Annotated in this window: 14 protein-coding genes; 7 read left to right on the forward strand and 7 right to left on the reverse strand. The window is 75.3% G+C overall.

All coding sequences use genetic code 11. The features are described 5' to 3' along the window. Positions 1 to 63 precede the first annotated feature (63 nt). Positions 64 to 681: a DinB family protein gene (locus tag EV374_RS19930; protein WP_132237556.1), complete on the reverse strand. Its 618-nt coding sequence runs from the start codon at positions 679 to 681 to the stop codon at positions 64 to 66. A gap of 61 nt (positions 682 to 742) precedes the next feature. Between EV374_RS19930 and EV374_RS19935 the strand changes: the two genes are divergently transcribed. Further along, positions 743 to 1,726, forward strand: coding sequence for a WYL domain-containing transcriptional regulator (locus tag EV374_RS19935; protein ID WP_132237558.1), 984 nt, complete (start codon positions 743 to 745; stop codon positions 1,724 to 1,726). 11 nt (positions 1,727 to 1,737) lie between these two features. Here the strand turns inward: EV374_RS19935 and EV374_RS19940 are convergent, their stop codons facing one another. Then, on the reverse strand, positions 1,738 to 2,862 hold the full coding sequence (locus EV374_RS19940) for a hypothetical protein (RefSeq protein WP_132237560.1): 1,125 nt from the start codon (positions 2,860 to 2,862) through the stop codon (positions 1,738 to 1,740). A 114-nt stretch (positions 2,863 to 2,976) separates the two neighbouring features. Further along, the gene (locus EV374_RS19945; protein ID WP_132237562.1) at positions 2,977 to 4,326 is read right to left on the reverse strand and encodes an MFS transporter; all 1,350 of its coding nucleotides are present in this window, start codon (positions 4,324 to 4,326) and stop codon (positions 2,977 to 2,979) included. 70 nt (positions 4,327 to 4,396) lie between these two features. Here EV374_RS19945 and EV374_RS19950 point away from each other — a divergent pair, with 70 nt between their 5' ends. Genes EV374_RS19950 through EV374_RS19960 form a run of 3 tightly spaced genes read left to right on the forward strand, consistent with a single transcriptional unit; the run spans position 4,397 to position 7,275 of the window. Then, positions 4,397 to 5,047 (forward strand): TetR/AcrR family transcriptional regulator, encoded by a 651-nt coding sequence (locus EV374_RS19950; RefSeq protein ID WP_132237564.1) that lies wholly within the window; start codon positions 4,397 to 4,399, stop codon positions 5,045 to 5,047. Positions 5,048 to 5,107: 60 nt separating this feature from the next. Continuing rightward, on the forward strand, positions 5,108 to 6,433 hold the full coding sequence (locus tag EV374_RS19955) for an FAD-dependent oxidoreductase (RefSeq protein ID WP_132237566.1): 1,326 nt from the start codon (positions 5,108 to 5,110) through the stop codon (positions 6,431 to 6,433). Then, positions 6,430 to 7,275, forward strand: coding sequence for an SDR family NAD(P)-dependent oxidoreductase (locus EV374_RS19960; protein WP_132237568.1), 846 nt, complete (start codon positions 6,430 to 6,432; stop codon positions 7,273 to 7,275). Before EV374_RS19955 ends, EV374_RS19960 begins: the two co-directional genes overlap by 4 nt. Before the next feature lie 21 nt (positions 7,276 to 7,296). Here the strand turns inward: EV374_RS19960 and EV374_RS19965 are convergent, their stop codons facing one another. The 4 genes from EV374_RS19965 to EV374_RS19980 form a co-directional block, all read right to left on the reverse strand. Next, entirely contained in the window at positions 7,297 to 9,522 is a 2,226-nt protein-coding gene (locus EV374_RS19965; protein ID WP_132237570.1) for a glycosyl hydrolase family 95 catalytic domain-containing protein, read from the reverse strand. Next, entirely contained in the window at positions 9,519 to 10,577 is a 1,059-nt protein-coding gene (locus tag EV374_RS19970) for a LacI family DNA-binding transcriptional regulator (RefSeq protein ID WP_132237572.1), read from the reverse strand. The genes EV374_RS19965 and EV374_RS19970 overlap by 4 nt, the downstream gene beginning before the upstream one ends. Then, a complete protein-coding gene (locus tag EV374_RS19975) occupies positions 10,574 to 13,030 on the reverse strand; it encodes a glycoside hydrolase family 3 C-terminal domain-containing protein (protein WP_132237574.1) in 2,457 nt (818 codons plus the stop codon). Before EV374_RS19975 ends, EV374_RS19970 begins: the two co-directional genes overlap by 4 nt. A gap of 223 nt (positions 13,031 to 13,253) precedes the next feature. Further along, positions 13,254 to 14,474 (reverse strand): ROK family transcriptional regulator, encoded by a 1,221-nt coding sequence (locus EV374_RS19980; protein WP_132237576.1) that lies wholly within the window; start codon positions 14,472 to 14,474, stop codon positions 13,254 to 13,256. 200 nt (positions 14,475 to 14,674) lie between these two features. On the opposite strand from EV374_RS19980, the gene EV374_RS19985 reads away from it, so the two are divergent. The 3 genes from EV374_RS19985 to EV374_RS19995 are packed head-to-tail and all read left to right on the forward strand — an operon-like array spanning position 14,675 to position 18,338. Further along, a complete protein-coding gene (locus EV374_RS19985; protein ID WP_132237578.1) occupies positions 14,675 to 16,336 on the forward strand; it encodes an extracellular solute-binding protein in 1,662 nt (553 codons plus the stop codon). Continuing rightward, the gene (locus EV374_RS19990) at positions 16,333 to 17,370 is read left to right on the forward strand and encodes an ABC transporter permease subunit (RefSeq protein ID WP_132237580.1); all 1,038 of its coding nucleotides are present in this window, start codon (positions 16,333 to 16,335) and stop codon (positions 17,368 to 17,370) included. The genes EV374_RS19985 and EV374_RS19990 overlap by 4 nt, the downstream gene beginning before the upstream one ends. Then, positions 17,367 to 18,338, forward strand: a complete 972-nt coding sequence (locus EV374_RS19995) for a carbohydrate ABC transporter permease (protein ID WP_132237582.1) — start codon at positions 17,367 to 17,369, stop codon at positions 18,336 to 18,338. Before EV374_RS19990 ends, EV374_RS19995 begins: the two co-directional genes overlap by 4 nt. Positions 18,339 to 18,382: the final 44 nt, after the last annotated feature.

An 18,382-nucleotide genomic window follows, 5' to 3' on the forward strand; every position in this document is an offset into this window, starting at 1 on the left:
ATCCACGCGGTACGGGGCGGGGGCGGGCGGGTCCCGGTCAGGTGGCCGGGACCCGCGGGGCGCTCAGGTGGCCCGCTGCCCGTCGAGGCTCTCGCGCAGGATGTCGGCGTGCCCGGCGTGCTGGGCGGTCTCGGCGATGACGTGCATCAGCACCCCCCGTACGCTGAGCACCGCCGTCACGTCGTGCCACGGCGCCGGCGGCAGCGGGTGCGTCGCCGACAGGTCGGCGACGGCGGCGACGGTCTCCTCGGTGCGGGCGGCGACCTGCGCGTAGTGGTCGAGGATCCCGGCCAGGGTCTCGCCGGGCAGCATCCGGAAGCCGGCCTCGTGCTCGACGAGCCACTGCGGCACCTCGCGGGCCGTGCCGGCCGTGATGTCGGCCCAGGTGACCCCCTCGGGCAGGGCGAAGGACATGGCCGAGGGGCCCTCGACCACGAAACGCAGCCACGACCGCTCCATGGCCGCGACGTGCTTGACCAGCCCGCCCAGGCACAGCGCGCTGACCGTCGGGCGCTGGGCGAGCTGCTCGTCGGTGAGGCCGCGGACGGTGCCGGTCAGGGCGGATCGGGCGGTCGAGAGCGCGGCGAGCAGGTCGGCCCGCTCGGGGTCGAGGGTCGTCGGGGGCGTGGCGGTGGCGGTGTCGGTCACGGCGTTCGGGTCCTTCGTGTCGTCGGTGGGCACGTGACTACGTTCGCAGCCGAAGCGGACAGGATGTGTCCGCTTCTGCGGGCACCATGGGGGAATGCCAAAAACTTCCGCACGCCTGCTGGCGTTGCTGTCGCTGCTGCAGGCCCGCCGGGACTGGCCGGGAGGGCTGCTGGCCGCGCGGCTGGACGTGAGCGCGCGCACCGTACGGCGCGACGTCGAGCGGCTGCGCGAGCTCGGCTATCCCATCGCGGCCGTCAAGGGACCCGACGGTGGCTACCGCCTCGCCGCCGGTGCGCAGCTGCCGCCGCTGCTGTTCGACGACGAGCAGGCCGTGGCCCTGGCCATCGCGTTGCAGAGCGCCACCACCGCCGGCGCCGGCATCGAGGAGGCCGCGGCGCGCGCCCTGCACACGGTCCGGCAGGTCATGCCCGCCCGGCTGCGCCACCGCATCGACATCCTCCAGGTCACCGCCGTCGAGCGGTCCCCGACGCGGCCGGGCCGGCAGGTCGACAGCGGCGTGCTCATGGCGCTCGGCGCCGCCGTGCACGCCCGCGAGGTGCTGCGCTTCGACTACACCCCCGTGACCCTGCCGGAGGCCGACGGCGGGCTGCCCGCGCCGCGCCGGGTGCAGCCGCACCACCTCGTCACGTGGGGCGGACGCTGGTACCTGGTGGCGTGGGACCTCGAGCGCGGGGACTGGCGCACCTTCCGCGCCGACCGGATCAGCCCGCGTACCCCCACCGGGCCCCGGTTCACCCCGCGTGAGCTGCCCGGGGGTGACGTGGCGACCTTCGTGACCAGCCGGTTCCAGGGCTCCGGGGGCGCCGGCGGCTGGCCCTGCCGCGGCGAGGTGATCCTCGACCTGCCGGCCGCCGTGGTGTCCGGGTACCTGCACGACGCGCTCGTCGAGGAACTCGGCCCGCACCGCTGCCGGCTCGTCCTCGGTTCGTGGTCGTGGGTGGGTCTGGCCGCCTCCATCGGCCGCTTCGACGTCGACATCGAGGTCGTCGGCCCGGCCGAGCTCAGGGACGCCTTCGCGCGGCTGGCCCGCCGCTACACCGCCACCGCCCGCGGGTGACCGCAGACCGCTCAGCCGGCCGCGCGGGGGCCCAGGTGGGCCAGGGCGGCGGCGAGGTGGCTGACCTGCTCGGCGAGCTGGGCCGCCCGCCGCTGCGCCTCGTCGCGGTCGGTCTCGGCGGCGCGCAGCCGTACGGTCAACTCGGCGGCGCGGCCCTCGGCGGCGCTCGCGGCCTCGCGCGCGGCGGCCAGGTCGGCGCGCAGCGTGTCGTGCCGGCCGGTGAGCGCCGTCAGTTCCGTGCGGGCCTGCTCGGCGGTGGCCTCGGCGCGCCGCCGGGCGGTCTCGGCGTCCCGGTGCGCAACTTCGGCGCGTTGCCGGGCCGCGTCGGCCTCGGCGGCGGCCGTGCGGGCGGCGTCGGCCTCGGCGCGGGCCCGCCCGGCGCGCTCGCGGGCCTGCTCGGCCTCGGCGTGCAGGCGCTGCGCGCGGTCGAGGGCCTCGGTGGCGGCGCGGGTCGCCCGGTCGGCGTCGGCGCGGGCCGCGTCGCGTTCGGCGGTGAGTTCGGTGCCGCGGCGGCGTTCGGCGTCGATCTCGACGCGTAGCGCGCGCAGCTCGTGGCGGGCCGTGTCGCGGTCGCGTTCGGCCTGGGTGCGCAGGGCCTCCGCGGCGCTGGCCTGCTGGCGGGCGTCGTCGCGGGCGGCCTCTGCCCGGTCGGCGCGTTCGACGGCGGCCGTGGCCCGCTCGGCGGCGCGCCGGGCCTCGTCGTGGGCGGCGTCGCGTTCGGCGGCGGCGGACCGGGCCTCCTCGCGGGCCCGGACGGCGGCCGCGGCGGCGTCCTCGGCGTCGCGGCGGGCCTCGTCGCGTTCGGTCTGGGCCGCCGCGACCTGGGTCGCCGCGTCGGCGCGGGCCTGCGCGAGCTGGCGTTCGACCCCGACCGGGGACAACTCGGCGTGCAGGGCGTCGGCGAGGGTCTCCGCGACCTGCTCCAGCCGGTCGACCGCCTCCCAGGTGCGGGCCACCTGACCGGGTAGGCCGGGGGCGTTGCGGTGCCGCATCCGGCTGTTGCGCGAGGCCCGCTGGCAGGCGCCGTCGTTGTCGCGGCAGTAGCGGAACGGCCGGCCGGCGCCGACGCGCTGCGGCACCTGGCGTCCGCAGTGGGCGCAGGGGCGGGTCTCGGCGGGGGTGGGCTCGGCGTCCATCGAGGGCGCAGTCTACTGCCGGGCCCGGCCGCACCGAAGCGGTGCCGGTGACGGTGGCCCGGGCTGCTCAGACTGCCGGGCCCGGTGGCCACCGGCGGTGCGGCGCTCGGTTGCTCAGCCGGCCGTGCGGGCCGTGCGGTCCAGGGTGTAGCGCCGTTGCAGCAGCAGCGCGACGAGCATCGCCGCCGCGGGCAGCAGCCCGAAGCCCCAGCGGATCGCGGTGAGCGCGGCGTCGGGCTGCGTGACGCCCTCGCCGGCGGTGGAGGCGACGAACCCGCCTGCGGCCAGGCACAGCGAGTACGCCCACGGGCCCAGCGCCGCGCCGGTGGCCTCGGTGGCCGTCCAGACCCCGGTGTAGGTGCCGGCGGCGCCGCCGCCCGCGCGGATGACGTCGGGCACCATCGAGAACGGCAGCAGTTGCATGCCGGCGAAGGCGACTCCGAGCACCGCGACGGCGGCCACCAGCACGGGCAGCCCGGCGGGACGGCCGACGGCGAGGACCAGCGAGCTGGCCGCGAAGGCGCCCTGGGCGCCCAGCAGCGCCCGCTGCTTGCCGACGCGGCGGGCCAGCGTCAGCCACGCCGGGGTGACCAGCAGCGCCGGGGCGACGAACGCGGCCACCAGCACGGTGGTCAGGGCGGGGCGGCCCAGCTCGTACTCGGCGTAGTAGGGCACCGCGGCCAGGACCAGGTGGGTGGTGGTGGACATGGCCAGGTACGCGGCGACCAGCCAACGGAACTGCCGGTCGCGCAGCGCCACGACCAGCGCACGCCAGCCGCCGCCGTGCGGTGCGGACGTCGCGGCGGCGGCCCGGCGCAGCCGGGCGATGCCCGCCACGCCGACAAGCATGGCGGCCAGCATCCCGACGGCCAGCAGCACGCCCATCCGCTGGTAGCCGGCGCGGGTGGCGTCCTCGCCGCCGGCCAGCAGAGGTGCCAGCAGCCCGGAGACGAGGATGCCGAGGGTCAGCACCACCATCCGGAAGGCCATCAGGCGGGTGCGCTCGTGGTAGCCGATCCGCAGGTCGGCGGGGGTGGCCAGGTAGGGGACCTGGTAGGCGGCGAAGAGCAGGTTGCCGGCGACGAAGGCGAGCGCCACCCAGGCGGCGGCCGGCGCGCCGGTGAGCCCGCCGGGCACGGCGAACAGCGTGGCGAAGGCCAGCGGCAGGGCGCAGCCGAGCAGCAGCAGCCGGCGCCGGTCGCCCCGACGGGCCTGTTCGACGTCGCAGCGGTGCCCGATCCAGGGGTGCAGCAGCACGTCGGCGATCTTCGGCAGCAGCAGCGCCAGGCCGGCCAGCCAGGGGGCGACGGCCAGCACGTCGGTGAGGAAGTAGAGCAGCAGCAGGCCGGGCACCGTCACCCAGACGCCCATGCCGAGGGAGCCGGCGGCGAAGCCGAGCAACGGCCCTCGGGGCAGGGCGGTGGTGGTGTCCGTACCGGCCGGCTGCTGGTCGAGCCCGGTCATGGCGGCCTCCTCGGCGGGCACGCCGCCCGCAATCCAACGGATGCTGGATTGTAGGGGCAGAATGGCGGCCATGACCACGCCCCGCCGTCGACCCGGGCGGCCCCGCCGCGAGGAGACCCGACCGACCAGGGAGGTGGTGCTCACCGCCGCGACCGCGCTGTTCGCCCGGCGAGGCTTCGACGCCGTCGGGCTGCGGGAGGTCGCGGCCGCCGCCGGCGTCGACGTCGCCACGGTCTCGCACCACACGGGTACGAAGGCGCAACTCTACGACGCCTGCTTCGCGCGGGTCTTCGCCGCCGAGCGGGAGGCCCTTGAAGCGGCGGCCGGGCGCGCCCGGCAGGCCCTGCACAGCGGGCCGGGAGAGGTCCGGCGGGCGCTGCACGACCTGGTGGACGTGTTCGTGGACTTCCTCGAGGACCGGCCGGAGACCACCGCGTTGTGGCTGCGCCGCTGGTTGGAGCCGCAGCGGCACGCCGAGCTCGACGAGCGCTACGCGGCGCCGCTGTACCGGCTCGTCGCCGACCTGCTCAGCGCCGCCGCGGCGGCCGGGGCGCTGGTCGAGCCGGCGCCGCACGTGACGGTGCGCAGCCTGGTGTGGGCGGTGCACGGGCACGTGGTGGCCCTGGCCGCCGGCGGGGGGTCGCAGGCGCGCGAGCGGCGGGAGTTCCGCGCCTTCGTGCACCGCTTCCTCGACGGACTGTACGGGCCGGCCACGCCTTGACGTGCCGGCCCGTACCGGCCATTATCCAACGCACGTTGGATTAACCGGGAGGAGCCGGCGATGGGTGCGCAGCCGTCCGTGGCGGTCATCGGCGCGGGCGCGGCCGGACTGGCCACCCTCAAGGCGCTCGCAGACGTCGGCGTGCCCGCCGTCTGCTTCGAGTCGGCCGACCGCGTCGGTGGCCTCTGGGTGTACGGGGCGCCCGGCTCGCCCACGTACCGGACCCTGCACCTGAACACCAGCAAGGCCCGCACCGAGTTCGTCGACCACCCCATGCCGGCGCACTGGCCGGACTACCCCGACCACGCCCGGGTCGCCGGCTGGCTCACCGACTACGCCGACCGGTTCGGGCTGCACGACGCGGTGCGGCTGCGGCACACCGTCGACCGGGTCGAGCGGGGCGGCGACGGCCGGTGGACGGTGCACGCCGACGGACCCGACGGCGGTGTCGAGGTCACCGTCGACGCCGTCGTCGTCGCCAACGGCCACAACCGGGTGCCGAAACCGCCCGGCCCCGACCACCCGGGCACCTGCACCGCCGAGCAGTTGCACAGCCACGCCTACCGGGGCCCCGACCAGCTCGCCGGCCGGCGGGTGCTGGTCGTCGGCGGCGGCAACTCCGCGATGGACATCGCCGTGGACGCCTCGTACGCGGCCCGGCGCACCCTGCTGTCGCTGCGCCGGGGCGTCTGGGTGGTGCCGAAACACCTGCTCGGCCGCCCGTCGGACACCCTCAACGGGGCCCTGGCCCGCCGGTTGCCGTGGCGGCTGCGCCAGCGCATCACCGAACGGCTGCTCGCCGCTACCGTCGGCGCGCCCACCCGCTACGGCCTGCCCGACCCCGCGCACGGCTTCCTCCAGGACCACCCCACGCTGTCGGACGGGCTGCTGTCCCGGCTGGCCCACGGCGAGATCGAGCCCCGCCCCGGCATCGCCGGCTTCGACGGCGACCGGGTCACCTTCACCGACGGCCGCGTCGACGAGGTCGACCTGGTGATCTGGTGCACCGGCTACCGGGTCGAGATCCCGTTCCTCGACCCGGCGTTGCTCGGCGCCGGGGCGGACACCCTGCCGCTGTACCGGCACGTCTTCCACCTCGACGCGCCCGGGCTGGCGTTCGTCGGGCTGATGCAGTCCACCGGTGCGGCGTTCCCGCTGGTCGAGGCGCAGGCCAAGCTGGTCGCGGCGCAGCTGTCCGGCCGCTACGCGCTGCCCGAGGCGCACCGGCAGCGCGCCGCCTGCCGGGCCGAGCTGCGCGCCGCCACCGCCCGGTGGGGGAAGCGCCGACCCGCCATGCGGGTGGACTTCGACGCGTACCTGGCCGAGCTGCGGCGGGAACTGGCCGCCGGCACCCGCCGCGCCCGGGGCAGCGGAGCCACGGCATGAGCGGGCTGGCGGGTCGCCGGGTGCTGGTCACCGGGGCCAGCGGCACCTTCGGCCGGCACCTGTGCGCCGCGTTCACCGCCGCCGGGGCACGGGTCGTCGGCATCGACCGCCAACCGGGCACCGTCGCCGTCGACCACGACCCACCCGACGGCGGGGGCGTGCCGGTGCTCGGCTGCGACCTGACCGACCCGGCCGCCGTGGCGCCCACCGTCGCCGCCGCCGTGGACCGCCTCGGCGGGCTGGACCTGCTGGTCAACAACGCCGGCGTCGGCGGACCCGCCCCGGCCGAGCTGCCGCCCGACGAGGTGGTGCGTCAGCAGTTGGAGGTGAACCTGCTCGCCGCCTGGCGCACCACCGCCGCCGCGCTGCCCGCCCTGGAGGCCGCCCGGGGGCGGGTGGTCTTCGTCGCCAGCCGGATGGCCCTGCTGCCGCTGCCGCTGGCCGCCGCGTACGGGGTCAGCAAGCGGGCGCTGGTCGCCTACGCCGACGCGCTGCGCCACGAGGTGGGCACCCACGTCGGGGTGAGCGTCGTCTACCCGAGCATGGTCGCCTCGCCGATCCACGACAGCACCGCCGACGCCGGCCTGTCCCTGAACGGGGTGTCCCGCCCGGAACCGGTGGCGGGGGTCGTCGCCGCGATCCTGCACGCCGCCACCGCCCGGCGGGCGCCCCGGGACGTGGCCACCACCGGGCGCGGACGCCTCGAACTGGCCCTCGCCCGGCACGCGCCGAGGCTGGCCGACCGGCTCGTGCGCCGTACCGTCTCAGCCCGGCTCGCCGCCGGTGACCTGGACGCCGCGCCGCTGGCCGCCGGGATGCGGCGCCGGCACCGCGCCGGCTGACCCGGCAGTCAGGCGCGGCTGTCAGTCCGGCGCGCCGAAGGCCACCTCGACCGGCGTCGCCGCGGCCAGGTCCACGTCCCGTGCGCCGTACGGGCTGCGCACGCTGATCCGCTGCGCGACGGGGGAGAACAGGCGGGCCCGCACCCGCCCCGGCGACCAGGACAGCTCCTCCACGCCGACGCGGGCCCGGCAGGCCACCCCGCGCAGCACCCCCGCGTCGAGGCCCGGCAGCGCGGCCGGCAGCAGCCGCAGCAGCCCCGGGCGGGACTGCACCAGCGACTCGATCAGCACCGCCGGCAGGGTGTGCGCGGCGTCGGCGTTGTACGTCACCAGGTGCGGGTTGTGCGCGCTCATCAGGGACCGGAAGAACATGTCGTTGCCGACGATCTTCAGCAGGTTCGCGGCGGTCAGCGCGCCGTCGTGCAGCCGGGCGGCGGCCAGCGCCCGGTGCAGGCTGCCGTGCGCGGAGAGGTTCTCGTCGCCGCGCAGCGTCAGCGCCCGGTGCGCGGCCCGGGCCAGCCCGGGGGTGTCGTCGGGGTTGATCTCGTCGAGCGGCCACACCGGGTAGAGGTGGCTGACGTGGCGGTGGTCGTCGTCGCCGTGGTAGCCGGGCCACGCCCACTCGGCCAGCGCCCCGCGCCCGTCCACCCGGTACGCCGGCAGCCGCCCCAGCAGCCCCGCCCACCGCTCCGATCCGGTCACCTCGGCGGCCGTCCGCAGGGCGTGCCGCGCGGCGGCGACGTCCATCGTGGCGTTCACCGCCACGTGCACCGCCCGCCCCCGCTCGTCGTGCGGGCCGGTCTCCGCCGAGTACGACGGCACCACGACCACCGTGCCCGCCCCGTCGGTGACGGTGAGAAAGTCGGCGAAGAAGTCCGCCACCTCCGCCAGCCAGCCGGCCAGTTCCCCCAGCGGCGCGCCGGTGACCAGGTGCTGCTCGTGCAGCGGGTGCAGCAGCCAGTCCGCGCCGGGCAGCCACGCGGCGAAGGGCCAGTCCTCGTGCAGGTGGAACAGGTGGCCGTGCTCGCCGTCGGTGCGGCTGGGCGCCAGCAGGCCCCGGGCCCCGTAGATCGCCCGCGCGTTGCGCCGCCAGTCGTCGACCTGGCCGCGTATAAGGTTGGCGTGGGCCGCGGTCACCTCCGGCAGGGCGCCGACGTTCGCGCCGGCCAGTTGCAGGTTCAGGTTGGCGTCGGTGGTGAAGTCGCCCGCCCAGGCGGCGTCCCACGAGCCGAGCCACAGCCCGGTCAGCCGGGGCGGCAGCACACCGCTGGAGCTGAGCAGCAGGTACCGGCCGGCGTGGAACAGCCGCTCCAACAGCGCCGGCCGCAGCGTGCCCGCATCGGCGTTCTGCGCCGCGAGCAACTCGCCCACGGGCAGTTCCCGCTGCGCGTCCGGCACCCGCAGGTCCAGGCTCACCCGCCCGTAGGCGCGGCCGTGCGGCACGACGTGCCGGGACAGCAGGCTCTCGTAGTCGTCGCCGGCGTGGGCCGCCAGCCGCTCCTCCAGCTCGCCGGTGCGCCACGGCGGCGTGTCGGGGCGGTCGAGCGCCGTGGTCAGCAGCGCCGGGCCGCGCACCGCCACCCGGTCGTCGCCGAGGACCGCCACGTCGCCGCGCAGCAGGGTGAGCCCCTCGAAGCCGTACGCGCCGCCCGCGTCGGGGTAGCGGCCCCGCACCCGCAGGAAGACCAGATCCCCCCGGCGGTACGCGGCGACGGTGTAGCGCACCGAGTCCGGCCGGCCCGGCAGGTCACCGGTGACGCCCACCTCGCAGGGGCCCGCGTCGACGTGGGTGACCACCAGCGCGTCGGCCCGGGAGACGAACGAGCGCCGCCGCCCGCCCGCCCACTCGACGACGACCTCCCCGGTGGTGAACTCGGTGCGGCGCCGGTAGTCGTTGACGGGGCCGGGCGCCACGGCGTCGACGGTGAGGGCGAAGCCGGGATGGAACGACTGGGTCCAGCGCAGCACGCCGTCGCCGGCGAGCAGCCGGCTGGCCTCGGCGCGCCGGTCGGCGAGGATCAGCTCACGGATGCGGGGCAGCAGGGCGGCCAGCTCGGGCGGCCGGGCGTCGCGGGTGCCGTTGGGCAGGACAAAGCGGTGGTGGTTGATGATGATGCGCTCGGCGTGCGGCCGGCCGTACACCATGATCCCGGCCTCGCCGTTGCCGGAGAGGAACGCGTCCTCCCAGCGCCCGGCGGGGGCGGTGTCGACGATGCGGTGCGCGGCGGGGGACGGCCCGGCGGTCACCGGCCGGCCCTCGCCGCCGGGGCGGGGGTGGCGGTGCTGCCGCGTACCGTCAGCCGGGGCGGCAGCAGGGTGACCTCCGGCACCGCCTCGCCGTCGAGCTTGCGCATCAGCAGCGACACGGCCTGTGTGCCGATCTCCTCGGCGGGGACGGGCACGGCGGTGAGCATCGGGCTGGCCTGCTCGGCGAAGCGGTCGGGGCAGACGGCGACCACCGACACGTCCTGCGGCACCCGCCGGCCCAGCGCGGGCAACGTGGCCAGCACCGGATCGACGGCGGCCTCGTTCTGCACGATCAGCCCCGACACGTCGGGGTGGCGTTCCAGCAGGTCGGCGAGGGTGCGGCGCACGGCCGCCGTCCCCTCCTCGCAGGGCAGCGCCACCGCGTCGACGCCGTGTTCGGCGGCGGCCTCGACCACGCCGGCGCGGGTGCGGTGCGCGAAGCCCGTGCCCCGGTCGTAGACGGCGGCGGGCGCGCCGAGCAGCGCCACGCGCCGGTGCCCCAGCCCGGCCAGGTGCGCGACGCAGGCCCACCCGGCCCGGTGGAAGTCCAGGTCCACGCAGGTCAGGCCGGTGGCGTCGGCGGGCAGGCCGATGAGCACGCTGGGTCGGGCCAGCGCCCGCAGCAACGGCACCCGCGGGTCGTCCAGCTCCACGTCCATGACCAGGACGCCGTCGACCAGGGCGGTGGCGGCGACGCGCCGCAGGCCGGCGGGCCCCTCGTCGGAGGTGACCAGCAGCACGTCGTGGTCGAAGCGGCGGGCGGTGGTGACCACGGCCATGGCGAACTGCATCACCACGGGCACCTGCATCCCCGCGCGCAGCGGCAGCACCAGCGCGATCACGTTGGCCCGCCGGCTGGCCAGGGCCCGCGCGCCGGCGTGCGGGTGGTAGCCGAGCGACCGGATGCTGGCCAGCACCCGGTTGCGGGTGACCTCGGAGATGGCGCGCTTGCCGCTGAGCACGTACGACACGGTGCTCACCGCGACCCCGGCGTGCCGGGCGACGTCGGCGATGGTGGGCTGCCCGGGCGACGGGCGCCTGCGCGCCCCGCTCACCGCGCCCGCCCCGACGCCGGCACGGCCGCCCGGCCGTCGGGGGCCGCCTCGTCGCCGCGTACGGCGAGGGTGCCGACCAGCCGCACGTCGCGCGCGGAGCGTCCGACCATGACCGTGTGGGTCGCGTCCTCCACCACCCGCCGGCCCCGGGTCTCGTCCCACCAGCTCAGCTCGGCGGTACGCAGCCGCAGCCGGACCACCTGCCGCTGCCCGGGCGCGAGGCTGATCCGGGCGAAGTCGCGAAGCTGGCGCAGCGGCTGCTTGACGCGGGAGCGGCGCTGGCGCGTGTAGAGCTGCACGACCTCCTCGCCGGGGCGGTCGCCGGCGTTGGTGACCTCGACGCTCACCTCGACCTCCTCGCCGGCGGTGGCGTCGTCGACGCTCAGCCGCAGGTTGGCGTACTCGAAGCGGGTGTAGCTGAGGCCGTGGCCGAACGGGTACAGCGGGTCGCCCCGGTGGTACAGGTAGGTGGCGTCGGAGCCGATCACGTCGTAGTCGAGCAGGTCGGGCAGTTCGGCGGCGTCGGCGTACCAGGTCTGGGTGAGCCGGCCGCCGGGCTCGGCGTCGCCCAGCAGCACGTCGCCCAGGGCGGTGCCGTGCTCCTGACCGCCGTGCGCCGACCAGAGCACCGCCGGCAGGTGCGTCCCGGCCCAGCCCACGGCGTACGGGTAGCTGCTGGTCACCACCAGCACGGTGCGCGGGTTGGCGGCGTGTACCGCCCGTAGCAGCGTCTCCTGGCCGGTGGGCAGGGCCAGGTCGACGCGGTCCTCGGTCTCCCGGCCGTTGACCATCGGGTGGTTGCCCAGCGCCACTACCGCCACGTCGGCTTCGGCGGCCAGGGCGGCGGCCTCGGCGGCCCCGTCGGCCAGCAGCTCCACGGTGAAGCGGGTCGCGTCGCCCGGGGTGGGGGCGTCGGCGCGCAGCCGCCCGTCCGCGTCGACGGCGACGTACCGGTCGGTGGCGAGGTGGTGCAGCAGCACCGTGCCGTCGGGGCCGTCGTGGAAGCGGAAGGTCTCGCGTACGACCCAGCCGCCCGGTCCGGGGCGGTCGTTGGCGAGGGCGCCGGCCTCGTCGGCTCCGACGTGCCGGCCGTTGCCTGCGGCGCGCAGCGCCACCACGTCGCGTCCCCAGTCGAAGACGTCGAACCCGGTGGCGTCGGCGCCGACGGTGAGCGGGCCGCCGTCGGGGCTGTCGGGGCAGCCGACGTAGCGCCCGCCGACGCGCAGCGCGATCCGGTCGGTGCCGGGGTGGGTGGTGACCGTGGACAGCCGCTCGGCCAGGCCCTGGTACGCGGTCACCGCGTACGGCAGGGTGCCGCTGTACCAGTCCTCGTGGACGGCGTCGGCCAGCGGGCCGAGCACGGCCACCCGCAGGCCCGCGTCGGTCAGCGGGAGCAGCCCGTCGTTGCGCAGCAGGACTATCGACTGGCGGGCGGCCTCGCGGGCCAGGTCCCGGTGCGCGGGGCGGTCGACGGCGTCCGGCGCGACGCCGGCGAAGGGGTCGTCGCGCGGCGGGTCCAGGTCGCCGAGGCGGACGCGGACGGTGAGGATCCGCCGGACGGCGCGGTCCACGTCGGACCCGGTGATCAGCCCCCGGTCCAGCGCCTCGGTCAGTCGCGCGACGGTCGGGGCGCTGTCGGCGTCGTCCTCGGTGAAGCTGTCGATCCCGGCGCGCAGGGCGGCGGCGAAACCGCTGACGTGGTCGGGCAGGTGGCCCTGCACCCCGGCGATGTTGGTCACCGCGCCGGCGTCCCCGACGATCAGCAGTTCCTCGGGCGTCCAGCGGCGCAGTTCGTCCTCGATGAGCGGGCTCAGGTGCGCGGGCACCCCGTTGACCAGGTTGTAGGAGGCCATCACGGCGACGGCCGCGCCGGCGGCCAGGGGGGCGCGGAAGGCGGGCAGCTCGTACTCGTGCAGCACTCGGGGTGGCATGTCGCTGGAGGTGGTGGCCCGGTCGGTCTCGTTGTTGTAGCCGAGGAAGTGCTTGACCGTCGGCGCCGTACGCAGCCGCTGCGGGTGGTCGCCGCGCAGTCCCTGGGCGTACGCGGTGGCGAGCCGCCCGGTCAGCCACGGGTCCTCGGACCAGCCCTCCTCGTTGCGTCCCCAGCGGGGGTCGCGCAGCGGGTTGACCACCGGCGCCCAGACGTTGAGACCGACCCGCTCGGGATCGGCGTGGTGCTTGGCGCGTACCTCGTCGCCGACGGCGGCGCCGACGGCCCGGACCAGTTCGGGGTTCCAGCTGCTGGCGAGCCCGACCGCCTGCGGGAAGACGGTGGCCCTGCCGAGCCAGGCCACCCCGTGCAGCGCCTCGGTGCCGGTGCGGAAGGGGGGTAGGCCGAGCCGGGGCACGGGCGCCTGCCACTGGTGCAGCAGGCCGAGCTTCTCCGGCAGGGTGAGCCGGTCCAGCAGGTCGTCGACGATGGCCTGCGGGGAGGGGGCGGGGTGGTCGGTCATGATCGGGTCGCCTTCCGTGGGTCCGCGTCACGACCGTGTCGAAGCGCTTCGACGAACGGTGGCGCGAGCGGCGTCGCGGTGGGAGTGGCGGCCGTCGGCCCGGAAGCGTTGAAGCGCTTCGACGACTGCGCGAGACATGCCGCCCCGGGTGCCCGAGCCACAGGGCGGCGGTTCGAGGTTGGCACCCCGCGCCGGTCCGGTCAAGGCCCGCCGGCCCCGGGGGTCACGCCGAAGGGAGCCGACCCGACTCGACGGCGGCGAGCGAGGCGGTGGCGCCACCGAGCGCGGTGGCCGCCGAGTCCAGGGTGGAGGCGTCGAGCAGGCAGCCGCCGGAATTCGGGGCGTGGGTCCGCGCGGCGAACTCCGTGCGGGCCGCCGGCAGCAGCCACTCCGCCAGGGTCGCGAAGTGCCCGCCGACCACCACGGCCTGCGGGTTGAGCAGGTTGGCCAGGACGGAGGCGGCGTGCCCGAGCCGGCAGCCGACGTCGGCCAGTCCGGCCAGGACGCCGGGGTCGCCCTGGCGGGCCAGCGCCTGGATCCGTTCGATCTCCGGCAGGTAGTCGGTGACCGGCCCGTCCTGCTGGGTGTCGGGGAGCAGGCGGCCGACGACCGCCGGCAGTCCGGCGTACGCGGCCAGGCAGCCGCGCCGCCCGCACCCGCAGGCGGGACCGGCCGGGTCGAGCGTCAGGTGCCCGATCTCGCCCGCGAATCCCCGTCCGCCGCGCAGCAGCCGGCCGCCGGCGACGATCCCCGCGCCGGCGGAGGCCCCGCCGGTGAGGTGGACCAGGTGGGCGGCCCCGGCGTACGCGCCGTGGCGGTGCTCGGCGAGGACGGCGAGGTTGGCGTCGGTGTCGACATCGACGGTGAGACCGGGCTCGCGCAGTGCGGCGCGCAGGTCGGCGGCGAGGGTCACCTCCCGCCAGCCGAGCGCGGTGGCCCGGGGAACGGCGCCGTCGGCGTCGACGAGGCCGGGCACGCCCACGGTCAGGCCGAGCACGCGGCGGCCCTGCCCGGCCAGCCGGGTGATCGCCCGCCGGGCCAGGGCCGCCAGCGCGCGGACCGTCTCGGCGGGGGAGGACGTCGGCGCGGCGAAGGCACGCCGCCAGGTGAGCAGCCGGGCGCCGGCCAGGTCGACGGCGACCACCACCAGTTCGTCGGCGGCGATCTGCATGCCCAGTGCCGCGTACGGGGCGCCGTCGAGGACGAGCATGGTCGCGGGGCGCCCGACCCGGTTCTCGGTCAGGCCGGTCTCGCGCAGCAGCCGCCGTTCGATCAGCTCGCCGACCAGGCTGGACACGGTGGCCTTGTTCAGGCCGGTGTGCGCCGCGATGTCGGCCCGGGAGCAGGGCGCGTGCCGGCGCACGTGCCGCAGCACCACGGCCCGGTTGGCCACCCGGACGTCGCCGAGGTCCGTCGGCTGCGGTTCGTTGTGGATGCTGATCACGATCTGTCCGTTTCCTGGGCCGACGGTGCGCGATCCGGTGGTGCCGCGCGACCCATCATCGCGTACCGCCGCGGCGGGAGGGACCACTGTCTTGTGGGACGGATCACCGTCGATTAGTTTGTTCGGCTAGGACCCCAACTAATTCTAGCCGGACACGAACGGTCCGCGAAACCGTTACCCGATGACGAAGGGAGTGCGCCGTGAAGCCGTCCCTGCCGGGCGTATCCACCGACCGACGGTCCCTGCTGCGCCTGCTCGGCCTCGGCGCCGCCACGACGATGGGCGGCGCCACCCTGGCCGGTTGCAGCAAGGAGGCCGGAAGCAAGGGCAGCGCCACACAGGCCGACGCGATCCGGTCGGTGCTGCCCACCCACAAGCAGGCCGAGCTGCTCAAGCCCGACATCGTCGGGGAGGGGCCGATCCCCGACGGCTACCTCAGCTACCCCCGCAGCCTGGTCGACGCCGTCACCGAGCAGCCCGGCCGGGGCGGCCCGGCGATCCGCACCATGAGCCCGTGGTGGGGGCCCACCCCGCCGACCCTGGGCCGCAACTCCTACCTGGCGGCGATCAACGCCAAGCTGGGCGTGGACCTGGACCCGAGCCTGCAGGACGGCACGACCTACGCCGACAAGCTCAACGCGATGCTCGGCGCCCGGGACGTGCCCGACCTGCTCATGGTTCCCAACTGGGAGGTCGACAAGGTCGCCCGGTTCTCCGACGCCGTCAAGGCGCTGTTCGAGGACCTCACCGACCACCTCAAGGGCGACAGCGCCGCGAAGTACCCGCACCTCGCCGCGCTGCCCACCGGCGCGTGGGAGTACTCGGTCTGGGCCGGCCGGCTCTACGCCGTGCCGTACCCCACCGACGGCGTGTTCGCGTGGGCGCTGTTCCACCGCAAGGACCTGTTCGACAAGGCCGGCCTGACCGCGCCCACCTCGCCGGAGGAGCTGCACGAGCTGGGCAGGAAGCTCACCGACCCGGGCAAGGGGGTGTGGGCGTTCGGCAGCATCTTCGACTCGGTGCAGCAGCTTTTCGGCTGCCAGCAGTACTGGCGTAAGAAGGCCGACGGCGGCCTGGAGCACAAGTTCGAGAACCCGGCCTTCCGCGCGGCCCTGGAGTTCACCGCGAAGCTCTTCGCCGAAGGGCTGGTGCACCCCGACACGGTGGCCAGCAAGGGCGCCGACGAGAAGCAGCTCTTCAAGGCCGGCAAGATCGTGATGTTCCAGGACGGGCTCGGCGCGTGGCAGGGCCTGCAGGGCGAGCAGTCCAAGGTCCTGCCGAGCTTCGACATGCAGCCGCTGCCGGTGTTCGGCGCGGCCGGCGCCCAGCCGGTCATCTGGGGCAGCGAGAAGCCGATCTTCTTCACCTTCGTGAAGAAGGGCGCCGGCGCGGAGCGGGTCGACGAGCTGCTGCGGGTGCTCAACTGGTGCGCCGCGCCGTTCGGCAGCCGCGAGTTCGAGCTGCGCGAGTACGGCGTGGAGGGCAAGCACTTCACCCGGGGCTCCGACGGCAGTCCGCTTCCCAGCGACCTCGGCCGCAAGGAGCTGGGCGGCCAGTACAACTTCTGCCGGGTCCCGGTGAAGGTGAAGAGCAGCGACACGCCGAACTACGTCCAGCAGTACCTGGACTACTACAAGAAGAACATCGGCCTGCTGGAGAAGGACCTGTTCGCCGGGATCAAGCTGGAACTGCCGGCCAACTGGTCGAAGATCCTCCAGCCGACGGAGGACAAGATCCGCGACATCCTGCGCGGCCGTCGCCCGATCAGCGACCTCGACCAGGTGACGAAGGAGTTCCTCGCCTCCGGCGGTGAGGAGGGGCGCGCGTTCCACGAGAAGGCGCTCGCCGACAACGGCCGATGAGCGGCCCGGGCACCGCCGGCGCGGTCGACGCGCCGGCGGACACCCGCCCGCCCCGGCCCCGACGGCGGGGCCGGGGCGCCGGTCGTACGCCGCCCGTCCGGCCCCGGCGTACCCTGCGGGACCGGCTGCGCCGCGACTGGCCGCTGCTGGCCATGACGGCGCCGGCCGCGTGCCTGTTGCTGGTCTTCCACTACGTGCCGACGCTGGGCAACGTCATCGCCTTCCAGGACTACAACCCGTTCGTCGGCGACGACCCCCTCGAGGCGTTCCTCTACAGCGAGTGGATCGGCTTCGGCAACTTCGAGGCGCTCTTCGGCGACCCGCTGTTCTGGGACGCGGTGCGCAACACCCTCACCATCACCGCGTTCCAGCTCGTCTTCTTCTTCCCGCTGCCGATCCTGCTGGCCATCCTGCTCAACAGCCTGGTCTCCGGCCGGGTGCGGGGCTTCGTGCAGAGCGTCGTCTACCTGCCGCACTTCTTCAGCTGGGTGCTGGTGGTCACGTTCTTCGTGCAGATGCTCGGCGGCGCCGGGCTGCTGGCCCAGGAGATGCGCGAGGCCGGGCTGCAACCGTGGAACGTCATGACCAACCCGGACACGTTCATCGTCCTGGTCACCGCCGAGTCGGTGTGGAAGGACGTCGGCTGGGGCGCGATCGTGTTCCTGGCCGCGTTGTCCGCGATCGACCCCAACCTGTACGAGGCGGCTGCCGCCGACGGGGCCGGCCGGTGGCGGCGGCTGTGGCACATCACCCTGCCGGGCCTGCGCCCGGTGATCGTGCTGCTGCTCATCATGCGGCTCGGCGACGCGCTGTCGGTCGGCTTCGAGCAGTTCATCCTGCAACGCGAGGCGGTCGGTCGGGAGGCCGCCGAGGTGCTGGACACGTTCGTCTACTACCAGGCCATCAGCACCCAGCAGTGGGGGTTCGGCGCCGCCGCCGGCCTGTTCAAGGCCGTGGTCGGACTGGTCCTCATCCTTACCGCCAACAAGGTGGCGCACCGCTTCGGCGAGCAGGGGGTCTACGCGAAATCATGACCGCGCAGCTCAGTGGCGTCGGCCCCGTGCCGGCGCGCCCGACGCCCGATCCGCCGCCCCGGCGGCGGCGGTCCCAGCGACCCGCCTGGGAGGAACCGCCCACGCCGCTGGGCACGCTGGCCAAGGGAGCGGTGCTCACCGCGCTCGTCGCGGCCGTGCTCGTGCCCCTGTGGGCGGTGCTGGTGACCAGCCTCGCCTCGCGGACCACCATCGACGAGGCCGGTGGGATGGTGATGGTGCCCCGCGAGATCGACCCGTCGGCGTACGTCACCATCTTCAGCGGCGGGCAGATCACCCAGGCCGTGTGGATCAGCACGCTGGTCACCGTCCTCGGCACCACCGTGAGCCTGGTGCTCACCGTCCTCGCCGCGTACGGGCTGTCGCGGCCCGGGTCGGTGGGGCACCGGGGGCTGCTCTTCTTCTTCCTGCTGACCTTCCTGATCTTCCCCGGTCTGGTGCCCAGCTACCTCGTGGTCACCGGCCTAGGGCTCAAGGACAGCATCTGGTCGCTGATCCTGCCCAGCGCGATCAGCGTGTTCAACCTCGTGGTGATCCGGGCGTTCTTCATGAACGTCCCCGGTGAGCTGCTCGACAGCGCCCGCATAGACGGTGCGGGGGAGTTCCACATCCTGTGGCGCATCGTGCTGCCGCTGTCCAGGGCGGTGATCGCCGTCGTCGGTCTCTTCTACGCCGTCGGCTACTGGAACGCCTACTTCAACGCGGTGCTCTACATCGACGACAACGACAAGTTCCCGATCCAGCGGGTGTTGCAGAGCTACATCCTCGCCGGCCAGTCGCCGAACGTGTCCGGGGCCGCGGTCAGCCTGCCCGGCGTCACCGCGTATCCGCCGACGCTGGCGGTGAAGATGGCGGTGGTGGTGGTGACCGTGATCCCCGCGGTGATCGTCTACCCGTTCGTGCAGCGGCACTTCACCAAGGGTGTGATCACCGGCGCGGTGAAGGGCTGACCGGGCCCGCGCGGCGCCCGACCCCTGACGGGTCGGGCGCCGCT

It is taken from the genome of Micromonospora sp. CNZ303, from assembly GCF_004345505.1.

Excerpts from the sequence above, each read along its gene's own strand:
- EV374_RS19940 (WP_132237560.1), bottom strand. The coding sequence starts at position 2,862 with ATGGACGCCGAGCCCACCCCCGCCGAGACCCGCCCCTGCGCCCACTGC.
- EV374_RS19945 (WP_132237562.1), bottom strand. The coding sequence starts at position 4,326 with ATGACCGGGCTCGACCAGCAGCCGGCCGGTACGGACACCACCACCGCC.
- EV374_RS19990 (WP_132237580.1), top strand. The coding sequence starts at position 16,333 with ATGAGCGGCCCGGGCACCGCCGGCGCGGTCGACGCGCCGGCGGACACC.
- EV374_RS19935 (WP_132237558.1), top strand. The coding sequence starts at position 743 with ATGCCAAAAACTTCCGCACGCCTGCTGGCGTTGCTGTCGCTGCTGCAG.
- EV374_RS19960 (WP_132237568.1), top strand. The coding sequence starts at position 6,430 with ATGAGCGGGCTGGCGGGTCGCCGGGTGCTGGTCACCGGGGCCAGCGGC.
- EV374_RS19950 (WP_132237564.1), top strand. The coding sequence starts at position 4,397 with ATGACCACGCCCCGCCGTCGACCCGGGCGGCCCCGCCGCGAGGAGACC.
- EV374_RS19995 (WP_132237582.1), top strand. The coding sequence starts at position 17,367 with ATGACCGCGCAGCTCAGTGGCGTCGGCCCCGTGCCGGCGCGCCCGACG.
- EV374_RS19955 (WP_132237566.1), top strand. The coding sequence starts at position 5,108 with ATGGGTGCGCAGCCGTCCGTGGCGGTCATCGGCGCGGGCGCGGCCGGA.
- EV374_RS19975 (WP_132237574.1), bottom strand. The coding sequence starts at position 13,030 with ATGACCGACCACCCCGCCCCCTCCCCGCAGGCCATCGTCGACGACCTG.